The sequence below is a fragment of the Rhodococcus zopfii NBRC 100606 = JCM 9919 genome, from assembly GCF_001895025.1.
In the GTDB taxonomy this organism is placed as follows: domain Bacteria; phylum Actinomycetota; class Actinomycetes; order Mycobacteriales; family Mycobacteriaceae; genus Rhodococcus; species Rhodococcus zopfii.
Genome location: NZ_BCXI01000001.1, coordinates 102388 through 127038 on the forward strand (window position 1 = coordinate 102388; position 24651 = coordinate 127038).

The 24651-nt window shown below is 72.3% G+C and carries 5 protein-coding genes; 3 read left to right on the forward strand and 2 right to left on the reverse strand.

What is annotated here, in order from left to right; all coding sequences use genetic code 11:
• Positions 1-44: 44 nt before the first annotated feature.
• Positions 45-22013 carry a non-ribosomal peptide synthase/polyketide synthase gene (locus RZ1_RS00495; RefSeq protein ID WP_072808183.1) on the reverse strand — a complete coding sequence of 7323 codons (21969 nt, stop codon included), beginning with the start codon at positions 22011-22013 and terminating at the stop codon, positions 45-47.
• Positions 22014-22485: 472 nt separating this feature from the next.
• Here RZ1_RS00495 and RZ1_RS00500 point away from each other — a divergent pair, with 472 nt between their 5' ends.
• Positions 22486-23103 carry a hypothetical protein gene (locus RZ1_RS00500; RefSeq protein ID WP_072808717.1) on the forward strand — a complete coding sequence of 206 codons (618 nt, stop codon included), beginning with the start codon at positions 22486-22488 and terminating at the stop codon, positions 23101-23103.
• 66 nt (positions 23104-23169) lie between these two features.
• Here the strand turns inward: RZ1_RS00500 and RZ1_RS00505 are convergent, their stop codons facing one another.
• Positions 23170-23502, reverse strand: coding sequence for a hypothetical protein (locus RZ1_RS00505; RefSeq protein ID WP_072808185.1), 333 nt, complete (start codon positions 23500-23502; stop codon positions 23170-23172).
• Between the two features lie 183 nt (positions 23503-23685).
• Between RZ1_RS00505 and RZ1_RS00510 the strand changes: the two genes are divergently transcribed.
• The gene (locus tag RZ1_RS00510) at positions 23686-24024 is read left to right on the forward strand and encodes an RNA polymerase-binding protein RbpA (protein ID WP_072808186.1); all 339 of its coding nucleotides are present in this window, start codon (positions 23686-23688) and stop codon (positions 24022-24024) included.
• Between the two features lie 267 nt (positions 24025-24291).
• The gene (locus RZ1_RS00515; RefSeq protein ID WP_072808188.1) at positions 24292-24645 is read left to right on the forward strand and encodes a chorismate mutase family protein; all 354 of its coding nucleotides are present in this window, start codon (positions 24292-24294) and stop codon (positions 24643-24645) included.
• Positions 24646-24651 lie beyond the last annotated feature (6 nt).

Here is a 24651-nt window from a genome sequence, read left to right on the forward strand (position 1 = left end):
TGTCCCTCGGGCGGTTCCCGCAGCCGAAGGGGCGGACCGGCGCGTCAGCGCCGGTGGGTGCCGACCTCGCCCCGCCCCCAGTTCCGGAATGTGCTGTCGCTCTCGGCGAGCCGGGCCGCGAGCACCGCGCCGATCGTCTCGACTGCGGCGGCCGACACCATCTCGTGGTGCTCACAGTCGAGGCGGTACTGGTGGATCTCCCCGGACACCACGTTGTGCCAGGCGGCGACCGCGGGAACCGGCGACGCGGACCGGCTCGCGGTGAAGAACAGCACGTCCCCGTCGAAGGTGTCCGGGGAATGCCGCCGTGCCGCGCGGGACGCCTCGCTCGACCCGGAGTGGATGCGTTCGAGGTGCGCGGCGGTGAGCCCGGTGCTGCCGCCGAGCGACTCGTCGAGGATCGCCGCGGCCCGTTCGAACGTCGGCTCGGGACCGCCGTTGACGGACACGCCCAGGTCCCGGAGCATCTCCCGGACGCCGACCGCCGGGGAGCCGCCGGCGGTCACCAGGTGACTGTCGAGCAGCGCGAGGGTGTCGACGATCTCCCCGGAGCGGCGCAGTTCCACGGCGACCGCGTGGGCGATGACCCCGCCGAGGGACCAGCCGAGCACGTGGTACGGCCCGTGCGGCTGCACCCGCCGGATCTCCTGCACGTACCGGTGCGCCAGCGCCCGGATCGTGTCGATCCGCGGTTCGCCGCTGAGCGCCGGCAGCTGCAGTCCGTACACCGGGCGGTGCCCGTCGAGCCGCTGCGCGAGGGTGGCGTAGCCCCAGGCCAGCCCGGCGGCGGGGTGCACGCAGAACAGGGCCGGTCCGGTGCCCTCGCGCAGCTGCACCAGCACCCGCAGCGCGTCGTCGACGGTTTCCGGCTCGCTCGGTTCGGTCAGGTGCGCCGCCAGCTCCGCCGCAGTCGGATGCACGAAGATCGCCTGCAGCGGCACCCGTCGGCCGAGGCGTTCGCCGAGCGCCGGGAGCATGCGGGTGGCCAGCAGCGAGGTGCCGCCCAGGTCGAAGAATCCGTCGTCCACCGACACCCGGGGCAGGCCGAGGTGCTCGGCGAAGGTCTCGGCGACGAGGCGTTCGAGGTCGTTCGCCGGGGCCCGGTAGCCGGCGCCGGTGGTGCCGAAGTCCGGTGCCGGCAGGGCCCGGCGGTCGAGCTTGCCGGCCGGGGTCAGCGGGATCTCGTCGAGCCCGATCACCACTGTCGGCACCATGTGCGACGGGAGTTGCTGTGCCACATACGCTTTCAGTTCGGATGGGTCGGGCGCGGTGTCCGGTGCGGGCCGCACGTAGGAGACGAGGACGGTCTGCCCGGACGGCGCGGTGTGCCCGACGGTGTACGCGAACACCACATGGTCGTGGCGGCCGAGCGCGGCGTCGATCTCGCCGAGTTCGATGCGGAAGCCGCGCACCTTCACCTGGAAGTCGGAGCGGCCCACGTAGTCGAGCTGGTGATCGCGGGTCCAGCGCACCACGTCCCCGGTGCGGTACATCCGCTGCCCCGGCACCTGCGGGTCGGCGACGAAGCGGGCCGCGGTCAGATCCGGGCGGGCGTGGTAGCCACGCGCCAGGCCGGGACCCGCCACATACAGCTCCCCCGGCACCCCGACCGGCACCGGCCGCAGCCGCGTGTCGAGCACCAGGGCCCGGAACCCGCGGGTGGGCCGTCCGATGGTGACGGCGTCACCCGCGGTCAGGGGCGCGCTCAGCGAGGTCATGATCGTCGCCTCCGTCGGCCCGTACGCGTCGATGACGCGGCGGCCCGGCGACCAGCGGGCCACCAGTTCCGGCGGGCACGCCTCCCCGGCGACCAGCAGCACCCGCAGTGCCGGTACCGCGACCGGATCCAGCGACGCCAGCGCGGTCGGGGTGATGAAACTGTGCGTGACCCGGTGGGCGTCGAGCACCGCGGCCAGGTCCGTCCCGCCGTACACCTCCGGCGGGACGATCACCAGCGTCGCGGCCGCCGACAACGCCATCACCTGCTCGAACACCGACGCGTCGAAACTCGGCGAGGCCAGGTGCGAGACCCGGCTGCACGACTCGACCTGCAGGTGGTCGCGTTCCTCGGCGGCCAGGTCCGCCAGGCCCCGGTGGGTGACGGTCACCCCCTTCGGGCGGCCGGTGGAGCCGGAGGTGTAGATGAGGTACGCCGGATGGTCCGGGTGCAGCGGCGCCGGCCGGTCGCGGTCGGTGACCGCCGTGCCCGCCCGGGCGGCGATCTGGCCGGCGGTGTCCGGGTCGTCGAGCACGATCCAGTCGACGCCGCGCGGCAGGGCGCCGCGGTGCGCGGCGGTGGTCACGCCGAGCCGGGCGGCGCTGTCGTCGAGCATGTACGCGATCCGGTCGGCGGGGTACGCCGGGTCGACCGGCACGAACGCGGCCCCGGATCGGGTGACCGCCCACACCGCGGTGACCGAGTCGACGGAGCGGGTCAGCGCGAGCGCGACGACGGTGTCGGGTCCGGCGCCGCGGTCGAGCAGCAGCCGGGCCAGCCGGTTCGCAGCGGCGTCGAGGTCGCGGTAGGTGACGGTGCGTTCCCCGTCGACGACGGCGACCCCGTCCGGTGCGGTGGCCACGGCGGCGTCGAGCAACTCGGTCCACCGGCCGGTGCCGGCCCCGGCCGGGCCGTACGCCGGCACCAGCGCGCAGGTCTCGTCGGCGGTGACCAGGTCGAGGTCGCCGACGGGGCGGTGCGGGTCGGCGGTGAGCGCGTCGAGCAGCCGCACGAACCGGTCCGCGAACCCGGCGACGGTGTCGGCGTCGAACAGGTCGGTGGCGTACACGAACGCCGCATCCAGCCCGCCGGTGGGGGTTTCGGCGAGCAGCAGTTCGAGGTCGAAGTTGCACACCGTCGGATCCAGTTGCAGCCCGGTCACGGTCAGGTGCGGCAGTTCCAGGCTGGGGCGGGTGTTGTTCTGGAACTCGATCGACACCTGGAACAGCGGCGAGTGCGCGGTCGAGCGGGCCGGGTCCAGTTCCTCGACGACCCGCTCGAACGGGACGTCCGCGTGCGCGAACGCATCGAGGTTGGCGGTGGTGACCCGCGTCAGCAGATCCGCGAAGCCGAGCTGCCCCGGCACCCGGGTCCGCAGCACCAGGGTGTTGACGAACATGCCGACCAGGTCGTCGAGGGCGCGGTCGCCGCGGCCGGCTATCGGGGTGCCCACGGCGATGTCGTCGCTGCCGGACAGCCGCGCCAGCAGCACCGACAGGGCGGCGTGCATCGCCATGAACAACGTGGTGTCCCGGCCGGCGGCGAGCCGCATCAGTTTCGCGTGCAGGTCCGCGTCGATGGGGAACCGGACGATGTCGCCGCGGAAGGACTGTTGCGGCGGGCGTGGGCGGTCGGTGGGCAGGGTCAGCACGTCGGGCAGACCTGCCAGGGTCCGCCGCCAGTATGCGAGCTGCGCGGCGGCGCGGGAGGTGTGATCGCGGGTGTCGCCGAGCCGCTCGTTCTGCCACAGCGCGTAGTCGGCGTACTGCACCGGCAGCGGCTCCCAGGCGGGGGCCTCGCCGCGGGTGCGGGCATGGTAGGCGGCGATCAGGTCGCGGGCCAGCGGCTCGGTGGACGCCCCGTCGGCGGCGATGTGGTGCACCACCAGCACCGCGATGTGCTCGTCGCGGCCGATGGCGAACACCCGGGCGCGCAGCGGCACGTCCACGGTGACGTCGAATCCGGCGCCGACGAAGTCGTGCACCCGGGCGAGCGCGTCCGCCTCCCCGGTGGTGACCACGTCCAGGTTCAGGGGCACGTCGTCGGCGGCGAGGATGCGCTGGCTCGGGCCGTGCGGACCGGCCGGGTAGACGGTGCGCAGGCTCTCGTGCCGGTCGAGCACGTCGTGCAGGGCCGCCGCGAGCGCGGCGACCGACAGGTGCCCGCTCAGACGGATCCCGAGCGGAATGTTGTAAGCGGCCGAGGCGGTGTCGAACTGGTTGATGAACCACATGCGCTGCTGGGCCGGGGACAGCGGGATGCGGTCGGGGCGGGGCTGCGCGCGCAGGGCCCCGGCGGCGGGGGCGGCACCGCTGTCGGCGAGGTGCGCGGCCAGCGCCCGCACGGCCGGTGCCTCGAACAGGGCCCGCACCGGGATGTCGGTGCCGAGCGCGGCCCCCAGCCGCGCGACCGCGCGGGTCGCGATCAGCGAGTTGCCGCCGATGTCGAAGAAGCTGTCGGTCACCGAGATCCGGTCGGTGCCGAGCACCGCGGCGAGTTCGGCGGCGACGACGGTTTCCAGGTCGGTGGCCGGTGCCTGATAGCCGCCGCCGGCGGTGGCGGTCAGGTCCGGCACCGGCAGGGCACGGCGGTCGAGTTTGCCGACCGGGGTCAGCGGGATCTCGTCGAGCGGGACCACCCCCGCGGGCACCATGTGCGCGGGAAGAGACTCACCCACATGCGTTTTGAGGATGTCGGCGTCGACGGTGCGGCCGGGTTCGGGCAGCACGTACGCGACGAGGACGGTGTCCCCGGACGGGGCGGTGTGCCCGAGGGTCACCGCGAACGAGACGTCCGGGTGGGCGGTCAGCGCAGCATCGATCTCGCCCAGTTCGATGCGGAAACCGCGGACCTTGACCTGGAAGTCGGAGCGGCCCACGTACTCGAGTTCGAGCCCGTCGGTCCAGCGGACGATGTCCCCGGTGCGGTACATCCGCTCCCCGGGATGGCCGTGGGGGTCGGCGACGAACCGCGCGGCGGTCAGGTCCGGGCGGGCGTGATAGCCGCGGGCCACCCCCAACCCGGCCAGGTACAGCTCCCCGGGTACCCCGACCGGCACCGGCCGCAGCGCCCCGTCGAGGATCACCGCGTGGACCCCGCGCAGCGGACCACCGAGGGTCATCGGGCCGCCGACGGACATCGGCTCGCTGATCGCCGCCATGATCGTCGTCTCGGTCGGCCCGTACGCGTTGACCAGGCGCCGGCCCGGCGCCCACGCGTCGCGCAGCTCCGGCTGCCAGGCCTCGCCGCCCACGGCGAGTTCGACGAGGTCGGGGAGGTCGGTGGGCCGCAGCGACGCCAGCGCCGCCGGGGTGATGAACCCGTGGGTGACCCGCTGTTCGCGCAGGACCCGGGCCAGTTCGTCGCCGCCGTACACGCTCGGGGGCACCACGACGAGGGTGGCGCCGGACCCGAACGCGGCCAGGTACTCGAAGATCGATGCGTCGAAGCTCGGCGACGAGAAGTGCATGACCCGCGAACCCGGGCCGGCACCGAAGCGGCGCCGCTGGTCCACCGCGAAGTTCTCGAGACTGCGGTGGGTGGTCACCACACCCTTGGGCCGGCCCGTCGAACCGGAGGTGTAGATCAGGTAGGCGGGATGGTCGAGCCGCAGCGTCGCCGGCCGGTCCGCGTCGGTGACCGGGTCGGCGGGCGCGTCCGCGATCCGCGCGGCAAGCGCGGGATCGTCGAGCATCAGCCACGGCACCGCATCCGGCAGCCGGTCCCGGTGCGCGGTGGTCGTCACCCCGACGGTGGCGCCGCAGTCGTCGAGGACGAACGCGATGCGCTCCGGCGGATAGTTCGGATCGACCGGCACGAATGCCGCCCCCGTCTTGGTGATCGCCCACATCGCGGCCACCGATTCGAGGGACCGGGAGATCCCCAGGGCCACGAACGTTTCCGGGCCCACCCCGCCGGCGAGCAGCACCCGCGCGGCGCGGGTCGACCAGTCGTCGAGGTCCCGGTAGGTCAGGTGCCGGTCGCCGGCGGTCACCGCGATCGCCTCCGGATGCGCGGCCGCGGTCGCGGCGAACAACTCCGGCAGGGTGAACGCGGTGCCCCCCTCCGGCCCGGTGACCGGGACCAGCGCGGCGTGTTCGGCGGCGGTGAGCACGTCCACCGCGGCGACGCGGGTGCCCGGATCGCCCGCCAGGATCTCGAGGACCCGTTCGATGCGGTGCGCGATCGTGGTGACCGCGGCCCGGTCGAACACCTCCGGCAGGAACTTCATCTTCAGGTGCAGCGTCGCGTCGCTGTGCGCGACGATGCTCAGCGGATAGTGCGCCGCGTCGCGGCCGACGATGTCGGCCACCCGCATCCCGGCGATATCGGTGTCGGAGGTCAGCCCGGCCGAGTCGATCGGGTACGACTCGAACACCGTCAGCGTGTCGAAGCGGGCCGCGGCCCCGACCCGCTGTTCGAGGGTGCTCAGCCGCACGTGGTGGTGGTCGAACAGGGCGGCCTGCTCGGCCTGCACCCGATCGAGCAGCGTCCCGATCGCCTCGTCCGGGCGAACGGTGATGCGCACCGGCACCGTGTTGATGAACAGGCCCACCATCGTTTCGACGCCGGGAATCTGCGGGGGGCGACCCGAGACGGTCGCGCCGAACACCACGTCGGTGCGGCCGGTCAACGCCCCGAGCACCAGGCCCCACGCCGTCTGCACCAGGGTGTTCACGGTGACACCGCGGTGCGCGGCGACCCCCTCCAAGCGGGCCGACAGATCCGCGGTCAGGTCGACGAGCAGATCCTCGGAGACGCCGCCGGCAGCGGTGCGATGGTCGGGGGCGAGCAGGGTGGCGTCCTCGACCCCGGCCAGCGCCCGGGTCCAGGTGTCGAGGGAATCGTCGACGTCCCGGGCGGCGAGCCAGGCGAGGTAGTCGCCGTAGCTGTTCGGCCGGTCCAGGGCGGCGGGATCGCCGGCGGCGGCGTACAGCACCAGCAGTTCCTTGACCAGCAGCGGGGTGGACCAGCCGTCGAGCAGGATGTGATGGTTCGTCAACGCCAGCCGGTATCGGTCGGCGCCGGTGCGCAGCACCGTGCCGCGCAGCAGCGGCGCGGTGGCGGTGTCGAAGCGGGTGCGCCGGTCGGTGTCGAGGATCCGGTCGGCGTCGCCGTCGGGGTCCTCGTGCCCGGACAGGTCCAGCACCGTCCACGGCAATTCGACGTGCGCCGGGATCACCTGCACGAATCCGCCGGTGCCGTCTCCGGTGAACGCGGCCCGCAGGTTCGGGTACCGCGCGAGCAGCAGCGTCGCGGCCCGGCGCATCCGGTCCGGGTCGACGGTGCCGCGCAACTCGAAGCACAGTTGCACGACATACGCATCGGCGGCGGCGTCGGCGGACTGGCCGGCGAGCAGCGCGTGGAACAGCAGGCCGGTCTGCAGCGGTGCCGGCGGCCACACCGTCTCGAGCGGGCCGTAGCGCTGCTCGAGTCGTTCGACGGTGTCCTGGTCCAGCCGCACCAGCGGCAGATCGGACGGGGTCAGACCGCCGGCGTGCGGGTCGCGCACGTGATCGGCCAGCGCCGTCGCCGCCCGGGTCCAGGCCGCGGTCAGGGCGGTGACGGTCGTGGTGTCGAGCAGCCCGGCCGGGAACGACCAGTGGGCGCGCAGCACCGGCCCGTCGGCGGTGTCGACGGTCACCGCATTGATGTCGACGACCGCGGCAGCCGGCAGGTCCGGGCTCTGCGCGCCGCCGCGATCGAACCCGGTGACCGGCAGCCACGGGGCGTCCCCGCCGGTTTCGGTGCCGGTGGTGACCCGGCCCAGGTAGTTGAAACTCAGCTGCGGGGCCGCGGCCGCGGCCAGGGTGGGGGCGGTGTCCGCGTTCAGGTACCGCAGCAGCCCGTAGCCCAGGCCCTGCCCGGGCACCGCGGCGAGCTGTTCCTTGACCGCCTTGACAGCGCGTCCGGCGGCGGGGCCGCCGCGCAGGGCGTCGTCGAGATCGACACCGGTGACGTCGAGCCGCACCGGGTGGATGGTGGTGAACCAGCCGACGGTGCCGGACAGGTCGGCGCCGGGCACCGCGGTGGTGTCGCGGCCGTGCCCCTCGAGGGAGACCAGCACCGACCCGACGCCGGTGCGGCTCTGGCGCCACGCGGTGACCGCCAGCGCCAGCACGGTGAGCAGCGCATCGTTGACGGTGCCGTGGAACGCCTGCGGCACGGTGGTCAGCAGCGCCTCGGTCACCGGCGCCGGCAGGTCCGTGCTCAGCGTGGTGACGGTCGCGGCGGTGTCGAGATCCGGATCGAGCGGACGATCCCCGAGGAGGGGGTCGCCGTCGGCGGTCACCCCGCGCCAGAAGTCGAGTTCGGCGACCCGCGCCGGGCGCTGCGCCTCCTCGACGAGGGCGTGCGCCCAGCGGCGCATCGACGTGCCGCCGGCCGGTTCGAGCGGCCCGGCCGCCGGATCGAGGGTCGCCGCCCACGCCGCGGCCAGGTCGGGCACCAGAATCCGCCAGGACACCCCGTCGACGGTGAGATGGTGCAGCACCAGCAGCAGCCGGCCGGAACCGGCGGCCGCGTCGAACCACACCGCCTGCACCAGCACCCCGGCGGCCGGATCGAGCCGGTCCGCGGCGGCGTCGAGTTCGGCGCCGGCCAGCGCGAAGAAGTCGTCGCTGTCGGCGGCGGAGGTCACCGGCACCCGATGCACCAGGTCCGCGGCGGTGACGCTGCCGGGCGCCCGCACCTGCAGCGTCACCCCGGCCGGGTCGCCGTCGACGGCCGGGACCAGCCGGGCCCGCAGCATGTCGTGACGGTCGAGGACGGCCTGCAGGACCGCGGTGACGGTGGCCGGGTCGAGGCCGGCCGGCAGGCGCAGCAGCGCCGCCTGCGAGTACCGGTCGAGGTTGCCGCCGCGGTCGATCAGCCACCGCACGATCGGGGTGGCCGGCACGTCGCCGAGACCGCCGCCGGGCAGTTCCGGCAGCGCCGTGCCGGCGGTGGCGCCGAGCGCGGTCACCGCGGCCAGCGCCGCCGGTGTCTTGTGTTCGAACACGTCGCGGGGGGTGAAGTCCAGGCCGGCGGTCTTGGCGCGGGCCACCAGCTGGATCGACATGATGCTGTCGCCACCGAGCGCGAAGAACGAATCGTCCACCCCGACCGTGTCGACGCCGAGCACCTGCGCGAACAGTGCGACGAGCCGGGTTTCGATCTCCCCGGCCGGGGCGCGGGTGCTGGTGGACAGCGCCGCGAAGTCCGGGGCCGGCAGCGCCCGCCGATCCAGCTTGCCGGTCGCGGTGATCGGCAGCGCGTCCAGCACCACCAGGGTGGCGGGCACCATGTAGGCGGCCAGGTCCGCGGCAACCGTCGCCAAGGTCGCCGCGACGTCGACGTCGACGCCGGTTTCCGGGACCACGTAGCCGACGAGCCGGTCGGTGGTGCTGTCGGTGCCGGCGCGGTCGTCGTGGTGCACGACCGCGACCGCGCGGGCGATGCCCGGGCAGCGCATGAGCGCCGCCTCGACCTCGCCGAGTTCGATGCGGAAACCGCGCCACTGCACCTGGAAGTCGCTGCGGCCCAGGTATTCGACGTCGCCGCTGCGGGTGCGGCGCGCCAGATCCCCGGTGCGGTACAGGCGGGAGCCGGGGGCGCCGTGCGGGTCGGCGACGAATCGGGCCGCGGTCAGGTCCGGGCGGCCCAGGTAGCCGTGGGTGAGCTGGTCCCCGGCGACGTACAGGTCGCCGGCCACCCCCGCCGGCACCGGATGCAGGCGGGCGTCGAGGATACGCAGCCGCAATCCCGGCACCGCGTCCCCGATGACGCTGGCGGTGGCGGCGGCCGCGGACCGCCGGTCCAGCGGCAGCGCGGTCACGTGCACCGTCGTCTCGGTGATGCCGTACATGTTCACCAACGTCGGGGCGCTGTCCGGGTGCCGCCGGTACCAGCGTTCGAGCTGCGCCAGATCCAAGGCCTCGCCGCCGAAGATCACCCAGCGCAGCGACAGGCCGCTGCCGGCGGCGGCCCGGTCGGCCTCGACGAGCTGATAGAACGCGGTCGGGGTCTGGTTGAGCACGGTGACGTGTTCGCGGCGCAGCAACTCGAGGAAGCTGTCCGGGGAACGGGCGGTGTCGTGGTCGACGACGACGAGTCGGCCACCGTAGGCGAGGGCACCCCACATTTCCCAGACCGAGAAGTCGAACGCGTACGAGTGGAACATCGTCCACACGTCGTGCCGGTCGAACCGGTACCGCGGTGCGGTGGCGTCGAGCAGGGCCACGACGGTGCGGTGCGGAACCACCACGCCCTTGGGGCGGCCGGTGGAACCGGAGGTGTAGATGACGTAGGCGGGGTGCTCGGGGTGCCGGCGGCCGTGGCGTTCCCGGTCGTCGAGTGCAGTGTCCGGCAGCGCGGCGATCTCGGAGGCGGTGACCGCCTCGTCGAGCATGAGCGTGGGGATACCGGTGCGCGGCAGCGCATCCCAATAGACGCTGGTGGTGACCACGCAGACCGGCCGGGCGTCGTCGAACATGAACGCCAGCCGCTCCGGGGGATACGCCACGTCGACCGGCAGGTACGCGGCGCCGGTGTCGAGGACGGCCAGCAGCACCGCGACCAGATGGGTGGTGCGCGGCAACGCCACCGCGACCAGCGTGCCGGGCGCGGCCCCGCGCGCGGCGAACGCGCGGGCGAGGCGGTGCGCGTGGCTCGACAGCTGCCGATAGGTGAGCTGCCCGTCGACGGCGGTGACGGCGACCGCGTCGGGGGTGGCGGCCGCGGCCCGGTCGAACAGGTCCATCAGGGTCAGCTCGGAACCGGCGGTGGTGGGCACGACCGGCTCGTGTTCGCCGGAGTCGAGCAGGTCGATGTCGCCGACGGGGACGGTCGGATCGGCGGTGACCGCGGTGAGCAGCCGCAGGAACCGCTGCGCGAGGGCGGCGACGGTGTCGGCGTCGAACAGGTCGGTGGCGTAGGTGAACGCGCCGTGCAGGCCGGCGGGTTCGGCGACCCCGGTGGGGGCCTGCTCCCCCATCGTCAACTGCAGGTCGAACTTGGCGACGTGCGGGTCGGCGTCGAGGGCGTCGACGATCAGATCGGGCAGCTCCAGGTGGGGGCGCTCGTTGTTCTGGAACTCGAGGACCACCTGGAACAGCGGGGTGTGGTCGAGCGCGCGGGCCGGGGCGAGCGCGTCGACGAGTTTCTCGAACGGCAGTTCGGTGTGCCCGAACGCGGCGAGGTCGACCTCGCGGGTGCGTTCGAGCTGCTCGGCGAACGAGAGGGCGCCACTGACCGGGGTGCGCAGCACCAGCGTGTTGACGAACATGCCGATCAGGTCGTCGAGGGCGCGGTGTCCGCGACCGGCTATCGGGGTGCCCACGGCGATGTCGTCGCTGCCGGACAGCCGCGCCAGCAGCACCGACAGGGCGGCGTGCACGGTCATGAACAGGGTCGCGCCGTGACGGGCGGCCAGCGCCTGCAGGCCGCGATGCACGGCGGCGGGGACGGTGAAGTGCACCGTGTCGCCGCGGAACGACTGTTGCGGGGGCCGGGGACGATCGGTGGGCAGGGCGAGCACTTCCGGCACGTCGGCGAGGGTGCGTCGCCAGTGTTCGAGGTGCCGGGACGCGAGGGAGTCGGGGTCGTCGGGGTCCCCGAGCAGCTGCCGCTGCCACAGCGCGTAGTCGGCGTACTGCACCGGCAGCGGTTCCCACCCGGGACTCTCGCCGCGGGTGCGCGCCAGATAGGCGGTCATCACGTCGCGGGCCAGCGGTGCCATGGAGGCGCCGTCGGCGGCGATGTGGTGCACGACCAGGACGAGCACGTGGTCGTCGGGTCCGGTGGCGAACAACGCGGCGCGGACCGGGACGGCGGCGGCGACGTCGAAGCCGGCGGTGATCGCGGCGAAGACGCGGCCGGGCAGGTCCGCGGCGGCGACCGGGATCGGATCCAGGTCCGGCATGGCCCGTTCCGGCGGCGCGATCTGCTGGTGCGGGCCGTCCGCGTCGGCGGGGTACCAGGTGCGCAGGCTTTCGTGGCGGGTCAGCACGTCGTGGACGGCGGTGGTCAGCGCCGCGATGTCCAGGCGCCCGGACAGCCGGATGGCCAGGGGAATGTTGTATGCCGCGGAGGCGGTGTCGAACTGGTTGACGAACCACATGCGCTGCTGCGCCGGGGACAGCGGAATCTTCTCGGGCCGCTCCCCGGCGGTGAGCGGGATGCGGGTGCTGCCGCCGTGGTCGTCGAGGATGCGGGCGGCCAGTGTGCGCACGGTCGGGGCCTCGAACAGGGCACGCACCCCGGCATCGGTGCCGAGCGCGGCGTTGATACGGGCCAGCACGCGGGTCGCGAGCAGCGAATTGCCGCCGATGTCGAAGAAGCTGTCGTCGACAGACACCCGGTCGTGGCCGAGAACCTCGGCGACGAGCCCGGCGATGGTTGCCTCGAGGTCGCTGCTCGGCGGGTGGTAGTCGCCGCTCGTGGCGGTCAGATCCGGCACCGGCAGGGCTCGGCGGTCCAGCTTGCCGACCGGGGTCAGCGGGATCTTGTCGAGCACGACGATCGCGGCCGGCACCATGTGCGCGGGCAGCCGGCCGGCGGCATGGGCGCGCACGGCGGCGGTGTCGACGGTGTGGCCGACGTCGGGCAGCACGTAGGAGACGAGCGCGGTGTCCCCGGACGGGGCGGTGTGCCCGAGGGTGACGGCGAAGGTGACGTCCGGGTGGGCGGTGAGCGCAGCGTCGATCTCGCCGAGTTCGATGCGGAAACCGCGGACCTTGACCTGGAAGTCGGTGCGGCCGAGGTATTCGACGGTGCCGTCGGAGAGCCAGCGCACCACGTCGCCGGTGCGGTACATCCGTTCCCCCGCGCTGCCGTACGGGTCGGCGACGAACCGGACGGCGGTCAGGTCGGGGCGGCGATGGTAGCCGCGGGCCACCCCGGCACCGGCGATGTACAGTTCGCCGGCCACCCCCACCGGGACGGGCCGCAGCCGGTCGTCGAGGATGACCTCGTGGAAACCGATGGCCGGACCGCCGACGGTGACCGTTTCCCCGGGATGCATGTCGGGGCTGACGCTGGTTTCGATGGTCGCCTCGGACGGCCCGTAGCCGTTGTACATGCGACGGCCCGCCGCCCAGCGCGCCACCAGTTCCGGGGGGCAGGCCTCCCCGGCGACGACGAGCACCTCCAGGTGCTCGAGCCCGGCCGGATCGAGGGAGGCGAGCGCGGTCGGAGTGATGAACGCGTGGGTGACGTGCTCGTCGCGCAGGATGCGGGCCAGCTCGTCGCCGCCGTACACGCTGGGCGGGATGATCACCAGCGTCGCGCCGGCGCAGAACGCCTTGGTCAGCTCGAAGATCGACGCGTCGAAACTCGGCGAGGCCAGATGGGAGACCCGCGCCCCGTGCGTGATCGAGAAATGATGGCGCACTTCGGCATTGAGATTGGTCATGCCGCGGTGGGCGACAACGACGCCCTTGGGGCGGCCGGTGGATCCGGACGTGTAGATCAGGTAGGCGGGGTGGTCGAAGTGCAGGGCCGTGATGCGGTCGGCGTCGGTGACCGGATCCGCCGAGACGGCGGACAGCCGCGCGCGGACCTCCGGGTCGTCGAGCACCAGCCACGGCACCGTGTCGGGCAGCCCGTCGCGGTGCGCGGCGGTGGTCAACCCGATGGTGGCGTGGCAGTCGGTGAGCATGTAGCCGATGCGCTCGGCCGGATAGGTCGGGTCGACGGGCACGAAGGCGGCACCGGACTTGGTGACCGCCCACACCGCGGCGACCGACTCGACCGACCGGGAGATGCCGAGCGCGACGAAGGTTTCCGGCCCGGCCCCCGCGTCGATCAGCACCCGGGCGACCCGGTTGGACCAGGCGTCGAGTTCGCCGTAGGTGACGTTGCGGCCCGCATAGGACAACGCCACCGCGGCCGGCACGATCGCGGCGACCGAGGACAGCAGTTCCGGCCACAGCTGCGGGGACACCGGCGGCAGGCCCCGTGCGGGCGCGAGCGTGGCCAATTCGGTGGGGGTGACGATCTCGATGTCGCCGATCGGGCGGTCCGGTTCCGCGACGATCGCGGTGAGGATCCGCCGGAAGCGGTCGGCGAAGGAGACGACGGTATCCGCGTCGAACAGGTCGGTGGCGTAGGTGAACGCCGCCCGTAGCCCGGCCGGTCCGTCCCCGCCGGTGGTCTCGGCGATCGCCAGTTGCAGGTCGAAGTGCGACAGGGCGGGCTCGAGGTCGAGGACCGTGGCGGTGAGGCCGGGCAGGATCACCTCGGGACGGGCGATGTCCTGGAACTCGAGCAGCACCTGGAACAACGGTGAGTAGGCAGTGGAACGGGGCGGGTCGAGAACCTCGACGAGCCGCTCGAACGGGATGTCGGCGTGGGTGAAGGCGGACAGGTCGCTGCCGCGGACGCGGTGCAGCAGATTCGTGAACGACTCCCGGTCGTCGACGCCGGTGCGCAGTACCACGGTGTTGACGAACATGCCGACCATGTCGTCGAGGGCACGGTCGCCGCGGCCGGCGACCGGGGTGCCGACGACGATGTCGGTGGAGGTGGACAACCGCGCCAGCAGCACCGACAGCGCCGCGTGCACGACCATGAACAGCGACGCGTCGTGGGTGCGGGCCAGGGTCAGCAGCGCGCGATGCGTGTCGGCGTCGACGGTGAACGGGATGCGGGCGCCGCGTTGGCTCTGCTGCACCGGCCGCGGCCGGTCCAGGGGCAGCTCCAGCAGTTCGGGGACCGCCTCGAGGTTCTCGCGCCAGAACGCGAGCTGTCGTCCGGCGGTGGAGTCGGGGTCGCTGTCGTTGCCGAGCACCGCGTGCTGCCACATCGTGTAGTCGGGATACTGCACCGGCAGCGGCGTCCACTGCGGGGCCTCGCCGCTGCTACGGGCGGTGTAGGCGGCGATGACATCGCGGGCCAGCGGCAGCATCGAGAAGCCGTCGGCGGCGATGTGATGGACGACGAGCACCAGAATGTGTTTGCGCTCGTCGACGGCGAACAGCTGCAACCGCACCGGGACCTCGGCGGCGACGTCGAAGCCGGCGGACACCACGGCGTGGATGTCCGGGGTCGGGTCGGCCGGGTCGGTGACGGCGGTGACGGTCAGCTCGGGCAGGGCCGCGGTCGCGGGCACCACCACCTGGGTGGGGCCGTCGTCGGTGAGCGGGTAGCGGGTGCGCAGCGAATCGTGGCGCAGAGCGACGTCGGCGAGCGCGTGACGCATCGCGGACAGATCGACGGTGCCGCTCAGGCGCAGCGCGACGGCGATGTTGTACGCCGGGGATGTGGTGTCGAACTGGTTGATGAACCACATGCGCTGCTGGGCCGGGGACAGCGGAATCTTCTCGGGCAGGTCGACCGGGTGCAGCGGCGGCCGCGCCGGACGCAGCGCGGTGTCCGCGCCGAGCTCGAGGCGGTCGGCGAGCGCGGCGACGGTGGGGCTGTCGAACAGGTCGCGCACCCCGATGTCGGTGCCGAAGGCGGCGGAGATCCGCGCGGCCAGCCGCATGGCGAGCAGGGAGTTGCCGCCGAGATCGAGAAAGTTGTCGTGGACGCCGACGCGGTCGGTGCCGAGCAGATCCGCGAAGATCGACGCGAGCAGTTCCTCGACGGTGCTGCGCGGTGCGGTGCGGTCGGCGGGCGCGGTCGGCTCCGGGACCGGCAGTGCGCGGCGGTCCAGTTTCCCCGTGGGGCCGGTCGGCATCCGCTCCAGCACCGTGATGTGGGCGGGCACCATGTAGTCGGGCAGGCGCGCGGCGACGAACGCGGTCACCGCGGCGGGATCGAGACGCTGCCCGGCGGCTGGCACAACATACCCGACGAGCCGGTCGTCGGCACCGTGATGGACGAGGACCGCGGCCTGCGCGATGTGTTCGTGGGCGCGCAGCGCCTGTTCGATCTCACCGAGTTCGATGCGTTGCCCGCGGAGTTTGACCTGGAAGTCGCTGCGGCCGAGGTAACGCAGCGCCCCGTCCGCGCGCCACGACACGAGGTCGCCGGTGCGGTACATGCGTTGACCGCCGCCGTGCGGGTCGGCGACGAACCGGTCGGCGGTCAGGTCCGGGCGGGCCAGATAGCCGCGGGCCAGTTGGATGCCGGACAGATACAGTTCGCCGACTGCGCCGACCGGCACCGGTTGCAGGCGCGTGTCGAGGACGTGGACGCGGGTGTTCCACACCGGGGTGCCGATGGGGACGTCGCCGGTATCGGCCGCGGTGACGCGCCAGGCGGTGACGTCGACGGCCGCCTCCGTCGGCCCGTACAGGTTGTGCAGTGCCGCGCCGGGCAGCGCGCCGCGGGCGGCGGCGGCGGTCTCGGCGGGCAGCGTCTCGCCGCTGCAGAACACCAGCCGCAGCGAGGTGCAGCGCTGCGGGTCGGTGGCGGCGACGAACACCGCGAGCATCGACGGCACGAAGTGCGCGACGGTGACGCCGGTGGCCTCGATCAGCCGCGCCAGGTAGGCGGGGTCGCGATGCCCGTCGGGGGCGGCGACGACCAGCCGCGCGCCGGTCTGCAGGGGCCAGAAGAACTCCCACACCGACACGTCGAACGTGGCGGGGGTCTTCTGCAGCACGGTGTCGGCGGCGGTCAGCGGGTAGGTGTGCTGCATCCAGCGCAACCGGTTGACGATGGCGGCGTGGGCGACGGCCACGCCCTTGGGCCGGCCGGTGGAACCGGAGGTGTACAGGACGTAGGCCAGGTCGGTGGGGCGTAGCGGCGCGGTGCGCTCGGCGTCGGTGACCGGGGTGTCCGCGTAACCGCGGGTGTCGAGCCGATCCAGGTACACGATGTCGGACCCGTCCGGCAGGTCGGCGTGGTCGGCGGTGGTGGTGAGCACGCAGACCGGGGCGGCGTCGGCCAGCACATAGTCGAGTCGGTCGGCGGGATGCTCGGGGTCGAGGGGCAGGTGGGCGGCGCCGGCTTTGGTGGCGGCGTACATGCCGACGAGCAAGTCGATCGACCGGTGCATGGCCAGTCCCACGATGCTGCCGGGTCCGGCCCCGAGGCCGGTGAGGTGGCGGGCGAGGCGGTTGGCGCGGGCGTCGAACTCGGCGTACGTGAGGGTGGTGTCGCCGAAGGTCACGGCCGGGCTGTCGGGGCTGCGGCGGACCTGGGCGTCGAACAGGTCGGCGAGGGTGCCGCCGATGCGGGGGGCGTCGGTGGCGTTCCACTCGTCGAGGATGCGGCTGCGTTCGGTGGGGGTGAGCAGGTCGAGGTCGCCGATCGGGGCGTCGGGGGTGTCGACGGCAGCGGTGAGCAGCCGCACGAACCGGTCCGCGAACGCGGCGGCGGTGGCACGGTCGAACAGGTCGGTGGCGTAGGACAGGGCCCCGCTGAGCGCGACCGGGCTGCCGTCGTCGCCGGGCACCTCGGTGAGCAGCAGATGCAGGTCGAACTTGGTGGTGGCGGTGCCGATCTCGGCGACGTCGACGGACAGTCCCGGCAGTGTCAGGTGGGCGGCCTCGTTGTTCTGGAAGGCGAGCATCACCTGGAACAGCGGTGAGTACGCGGCGGAGCGGCCCGCGGCGAGGGTGTCGACGACCAGCTCGAACGGCACGTCGGTGTGGTCGAAGCTGTCGAGATCGACGGCGCGGACCGCCTGCAGGTGTTCGGTGAAGGAGGTCGCGCCGGACACGGGGGTGCGCAGGACGACGGTGCCGACGAACATGCCGACCAGGTCGTCGAGGGCGCGGTCGCCGCGGCCGGAGACGGGGCTGCCGATGCTGATGTCGTCGCTGCCGGTCAGGCGGGCGAGCAGCGCCGCGAGCGCGGCGTGCACCGTCATGAAGGGGGTCGCGGCGTGGGTCTGTGCGGTCGCGGTGATGCGCCGGTACAGGTCCGGTTCGATGTCGAAACGAACCGTGTCGCCACGGAAGGACTGCTGCGGGGGCCGTGGCCGGTCGGTGGGCAGCGACAGCAGTTCGGGGGCGCCGGCGAGGCGGTCGCGCCAGAAGGCGAGCTGGCGGGCCGCCACCGATTCGGGGTCGTCGGGGTCGCCGAGCCAGTCGCGCTGCCACAGCGCGAAGTCCGCGTACTGCACCGGCAGCGGCTCCCACGCCGGCGCGTTGCCGGCGCTGCGTGCCAGGTAGGCGGACATCACGTCGCGGGCCAGCGGCGCCAGGGAGGCACCGTCGGCCGCGATGTGGTGGGCGACCACCGCCAGGACGTGCTCGTCGGGTCCGAGCTCGAACAGCGCGACCCGCAGGGGCAGTTCGGTGGAGACATCGAATCCCGTTGCCGCGCAGGTCGTGACGGCGGTCTCGATCCGGTCGGCGGCGACCGGGACGGGAACCAGGCCGGGCATCGCTTCCGGGGACCGGACGACCTGGACCGGGCCGTCGGCGGTGGCGGGGAACACTGTGCGCAGCGACTCGTGACGGGTCACCACGTCGCGGACGGCGGCCGAGAGGGCAGCGACGTCGAGCCGGCCGGTCAACCGGATCGCCATCGGGATGTTGTAGGCGGCCGAGGCGGTGTCGAGCTGGTTGACGAACCACATGCGCTGCTGCGCCGCGGACACGGGAATCGGGTCCGGGCGCGGCCCGGCGACCAGCGGGGGCCGGTCGACGGCGCCGGCGGCGTGCAGTGCCGCCGACAAGGTCCGGACCGTGGGCGCCTCGAACAGGGCCCGCACACCCACGTCGGTGCCGAGCGCGGTGTTGATGCGCGCCAGCACCCGGGTGGCGACCAGCGAGTTGCCCCCCAGGTCGAAGAAGCTGTCGTCGATCCCGACCCGGTCGATGCCGAGCTGATCGGCGAACACCTCGGCGACGGCACGTTCGGTGTCGGTGGTGGGGGCGGTGAACTCGGCGGCGGAGGTGAACACCGGCTCGGGCAGGGCACGACGGTCGAGTTTGCCGACCGGGGTCAGCGGGATCTCGTCGAGCACCGTCACCGCGGCGGGCAGCATGTGCGCCGGTAACCGGCTGCCGACGTGGGCGAGCAGGTCGGCGACGTCGACGGTGTGCCCGGATTCGGGCAGCACGTAGGCGGCGAGCAGGGTGTCGCCGGACGGCGCGGTGTGCCCGAGGGTGACGGCGAACGCGACGTCGTCGTGGTCGGTGAGCACCGCGTCGATCTCGCCGAGTTCGATGCGGAATCCGCGGATCTTCACCTGGAAGTCGGAGCGGCCCAGGTATTCGGCGTTCGCCCGGTCGCCGTTGGATCGCCACCGCACCACGTCGCCGGTGCGGTACATGCGGGTGCCCGGGGCGCCGTAGGGGTCGGCGACGAACCGGGTGGCGGTCAGTCCCGGCTTGTGGCAATAGCCGCGGGTCACGCCCGGTCCCCCGATGTACAGTTCGCCCGCGACCGTGGACGGCAGCGGATGCAGCCGCGCGTCGAGGACGACCTCGTTGACCCCGCACACCGGGGTGCCGATGGTGATCGGCGCGCCCGGGGTCATCGGGGCGGTGATGTTGACGACGATGGTCGTCTCGGTCGGTCCGTACCCGTTGTACATGCGGCAGTGGGGCGCCCAGCGGGCCACCAGCTCCGGTGGGCACGCCTCCCCCGCGACCGTCACGACCTCCAGGTCGACCGCCGCCGGGTCGACCGAGGCCAGCGCGGCGGGGGTCGCGAACGCGTGGGTGACGTGTTCGTCGCGCCAGATCCGGGCGAGTTCGTCGCCGCCGTACACGGTGGCCGGCACGATGACGAGGGTCGCGCCGATGCTGAACGCGGTCATGTACTCGAAGATCGAGGCGTCGAAGCTCGGCGACGAGAAATGCGAGACCCGGGCGGTCGGGGGCGGCGCCAGCCGGTTGTGCAGCGAGGCGGACAGGTTGGCCAGCCCCCGGTGGGGGACGACGACGCCCTTGGGTCGGCCGGTGGAACCGGAGGTGTAGATCACGTAGGCGGGGTGGTCGACGTGCAGGGCCGCGCGGCGATCGAGGTCGGTCAGCGGCAGCGGGGAGGCCGCGGCGACCCGCTCCCGGAATTCGGGGCCGTCCATCACCAGCCACGGCACGGCGTCCGGCAGGTTCTCGCGGTGCGCGGCCGATGTCACGCCGAGGACCGCACCGGAGTCGGTGAGCATGTACTCGATGCGGTCGTTCGGGTAGGCGGGATCGACGGGGACGAACGCCGCACCGGATTTGGCGACCGCCCAGATCGCGGCGACCGATTCGATCGACCGTGCCATGCCGAGGGCGACGAAGGTGTCTGGCCCCAGACCGGCGTCGATGAGGACCCGGGCCGCACGGTTGGACCATTCGTCGAGTTCGCCGTAGGTGACGGTGCGGTCCAGGCAGGACAGTGCCACGGTGTCCGGCACGATCGCCGCCACCGACGAGAGCAGCTCGTGCCACAGCTGTGGCGACATCGTCGGCCGTCCGCGCGCCGGGACCAGCCCGGCCAGCTCGGCGGGGGCGACGAAGTCGATGTCCCCCACCGGGGCGTCCGGATCGGTGGTGACCGCGGCCAGGACCCGGGACCAGCGGTCGACGAGTTCGCGGATGTTCTCGGCGTCGAACACCTCATCGGCATAGGTGCACTGCACCCGCAGGCCGGCGTCGGCGGGGGTGACGTGCAGGGCGACGTCGACCGGTGCCGACGCGGGAGCGGCCGGGTCGTCCCGGTCGGCGACACTCAACAGCACCGGGAGCACGAGATCCCCGGCCCGGGCCAGGGCGTCCGCGGTCACGTCGGCGTGGGCGAAGGCCTCCGCATCGGCGGCCTGAACCCGCGCGAGGACGGTGCCGAACGACTCGGCGCCGGACAGCGGAACCCGCAGGGGCAGCACAGCAGTCTCGGAGGGCATCCCGACGACGGTGTCCTCGGTGCCCGTCAGCCGGGCGAGGAGCACCGCCAGCGCGGCGTGCAGCACCCGGGGCAGGTGCTCCCGGCCCCCGGCCAGGTCGGCGAGGGCGGCCGGGTCGGCGGGCATCGTCACGTCGAGCCGGGCGGTGCCGGACCGATGCGCGGCACGGCGCCGCAGCGAGGGCAGTTCCAGGCGTTCCGGGGCGCCGGCGAGGGTGCGGTCCCAGAACGCGGCGGTCGCGGCGGTGCGGCGCACCTGCCGGCCGATCCCGGCGGAGTCCGCGTGGATCGCGTCGATCGCGGTGTCGGGTGCGGCCCGGACGAATTCGTCGAGCAGGTTCACGAACCGCCCGTGGTGCACCTCCAGCTCGTCCTCGTCGTACTGGTTCGGGTTGCCGCGGAAGTCGACGAACGTCCGGGCCGGGGTTCCGGACTGGTAGATGTTCACCAGCAGGTCCTCGACGGGACCGGAGGTCATGATGTGGAACTCGCCGCGGACCGGGCCGAGCTGGATCTGCTGATGGAACAGCATGATGTTGATCTGCGGCCCGGCGTATCGGCGGCCGTCGCCGGCCGCGCCGGTTTCGCGGCGCACGTCCTCGAGGCTGCAGCGCTGGTGTCGCAGCGCGCCGGTCAGTTCGAGTTGAACCCGCCCGACGAGGGTTTCGCGGGTGTCGTCGGGTTCGATGCGGATGCGCAGCGGCACCGTGTTGACGACCATGCCGCCGGAACGCCGCACCAGCGCGGTGGTGCGCGCCGACACCGGCAGGTTCACCACCACGTCGTCGTGGCCGGTCATCCGGGAGAGATAGGTGGCGAACGCGGCGGTCACCACGGCGGTGGGCGACGAACCGGCGGTGTCGTCGGTGACGGTCAGATGCCGCACCAGATCGTCGGGCAGGGCGGTTCCGGTCAGGGTGCTGCGCGCGGCGGTCGGTGCGGTGCGCCGGGCCAGGGTGGTGCCGTCGTCCATGCCGGCGACCCGGCCCACCCAGTAGTCGCGGTCGGCACCGAATCGGCTCGACTCGCGGTAGTCGCGATCCCATTCGTAGAGGGTCCGCAGGTCCGCGGCGCGGGACGGTTCCGGATCGCGGCCCTCGACCGCCGCGGTGTACAACTCGGCGATGCGGTTGACCATCGTCATCGCCGCGTAACCGTCGAGGGCGACGTGGTGAATCCTGCTGTACCACAGGTTGTGCCGGTCACCGACCTGCAGAATGGTCATGTTCACGAGCGGGTCGCGGGCCAGGTCCACCGGGGTGGCGTAGTCGGCGTTCATCCAGGCCTGTGCCGCGGCGAGCGGGTCGGGTTCGTCGCGGAAGTCGAGCAGCGGGATGTCGGTACTCCCGAGGGTGGGGTCGACGAACTGGTAGGGCTCGCCGTCGACCTCGATCACCCGGAGGAAGGCGGATTGGAACTCGCCGCCGGCGGTGTAGCCGGCGCGGCGCAACAGCTCGAGATCGAGGTCGCCGTGGAGATCGACGTACTGGGCGATGCAGATCGGGACGTCGGGTGCCAGTTGCTGAGCGAACCAGATCGAGCGTTGCGCGGAGGAGAGGGGGAAGGCTTCCGACGGCATCTGCTGAGCGTCATGCAACAGAATTCTCCCCTTCAAGAAAGCGATTCCGGAACGGGCCTGCTCGTCCCCCGACAAGTGGCAGGTCCGACCTCGTCGAATCGACGGTGGTGCTGCTCTCTCTGGTTTCGATCGTCCGCGCCCGCTGGTGGCTGTCAAGCCATTACCGCCGGGGACGCTCCCTCAAGCTAGACCATTGCCGGACTGCACGACGCAAAACCGGCACCGGAATTCACCCCCCACACGAGGACCGAAACCCAATCGATATTGGACCCGACATACCGGGTGCATTTTCCGTCACGTCTCCCGATTGATATCTCTATTCGGTAGCGATCGGATCACCGGATGATCTCGGAATTTCGAATTGTCGGTTTTGTGACGGAATGTAACGCGAATTTCCGTAGTGACAGCTCCCGCGGCACTATTCTCGGGCGCACCGGACCAGCCCCGCACGCGCGACCCGAAGGAGCACGAGATGCCGCGTCGATGGACCGTTCGATCGCTCTGCACCCTGTTCGCCGCGACCGTCGCCGTCGCTCTGCCCGCGCACGCGAGCGCGGAACCGGCGCCCCCCGGACTGGCACCCGACGCGCTGCGCGTGGCCGCCGCTACCGATTCCCCCGACTCCGCCGCGGCCGTCGACGCCCTGCTGGACGCGGCGAAGAATCCCGCCGGCCTCCTGGAAGACCTCCTCTACCCGCCGCGCAACACGCCCCAGCCGTTCATGGAAGCGGCCCCGACGGTGGGCCTCGGCTGCGGCGGAGGCTTCGTCCCCTTCGCGCAAACCGTCGGATGGGCGCAACCCGGCCCGAACGTCAACCCCGACGTCGCGATCGGTCAGCTCAAGATCTTCGTCTCCCCCACCATTCCGGTGCAGCCCGCCCGCTCCGACCTGACGTTCGTGTGGCTCAACATGGACAACTTCCGCGGCGGCATCGAAAAGCTCGACGACGCGATCGGCGGCGTACCCCAACTGTCGAAGACCGTGAACACCGGAACCGGCCCGGTGCTGTCCGCGCTGTTCGGTTCCGTCGAGTACGTCAACGGCACCTTCTGCCAGGTGATCTACACGATGGGTGGTTTCTTCGCCTGACGGCGAAAGCCGAGGCGGTTTCCTCGTGTGACGGGCGGCCTCCGCGTCCGGCGGCGACTAGCGCGGTCAGCGGATCCGCTCGGCGGCGCGGGCCACCCGCAACAGCTCGGCACACAGTTCGGTCAGTTCGTCGGTGCCCGCACCCTCGGCGACCGCGGTCGCGACGTCCTCGGCGGCGCAGCGCACCTCGAACGCCCGATCGGCCAGCGCCACGGCCTCCTCGGCCGAGAGCACCACCGCGTCCTCCGGCAGGCCCGTGCCGCGGGTCAGCGCGCGCTGCTCGTAGGCCCGCTGCCGGCACGAGCGGCGGCAGTACCGGCGCCGACGGCCCACCCCGGCGTCCGGGACCGGTCGTCCGCACCAGAGGCAACTCTCCGGTTTGCGCTCACGTCCGGTCATGGGCCGACACCTTACCGGCGCCGGCGAGCGGACCGGTAAAATGGTGCATCCCCGCTGCGCCGCGGGCTGCGGGAACGGATTCGGTCGCGTCGACGTTGTGCATACAGGACGCACCGACGCCCGGTCGTTCGTTTGCCGTCCGACGGCGAACCCCGGGCGGAGCACACAAGAGAGGACACCACCATGGCAGATCGTGTACTGCGAGGCAGCCGGCTCGGAGCGGTGAGCTACGAAACCGATCGGGACCACGATCTGGCGCCACGCCGCATCGCGCGGTACCGCTGCGACAACGGCGAGGAATTCGACGTCCCGTTCGCCGACGAAGCCGAGATCCCCGGCACCTGGATCTGCAAGAACGGTCTCGAAGGCACCCTCGTCGAGGGTGCCGCGCCCGAACCGAAGAAGGTCAAGCCGCCGCGCACACACTGGGACATGCTGCTCGAACGCCGTTCGATCGAAGAGCTCGACGAACTACTCAAGGAACGCCTCGAACTGCTCAAGACCAAGCGTCGCGGAGCCTGACCGCCGGTCTCGACCGAGCCGTCCGAAACCTCCTCCGAATGCCGCCCCCTGGAACCTCCCACGGGGCGGCATTCGTCGTCTTTCCCGGCGGTGTGTGAAGGCCACGACGCGGGCACGCCACAATACGATCAATCGAGGGCATCATGATCGTTTCGCGTGTAATTATGAGCGCACTCCGATCGATATTCGAAAGCGACGACACGTACCGTGCGAATCGGAAACTCCCGAGGGAATTCCCCGATTCGCGGCACCAGGGGGTGACGGCCGATGAACGACAGCCACGCACCGGAACCGGAAGCGGAACTCGCCAGGCTGCGCGCCGAATTGGACCACGTGGACGGGAGGTTGCTCGACGACGTGCGCGACCGATTGGACGTCATCTCCCGGATCGCCGATCTCAAACAGCGCCACGCCATCCCCGTGATGCAACCCGCCCGGATGCAGCAGGTTCACGAGCGCGCCGCGGATTACGCCCACCGCAACGGTCTGTCCACCGAATTTCTGCACGATCTCTACGCGTTGCTGATCGGTGAGGCCTGCCGCGTCGAGGACCGCCTCGTCGACGGCGACGACCCGTCCGAGCACCAGGACCTCGCCGACATCGGCGAGAACCGGAACTGAGGCCGC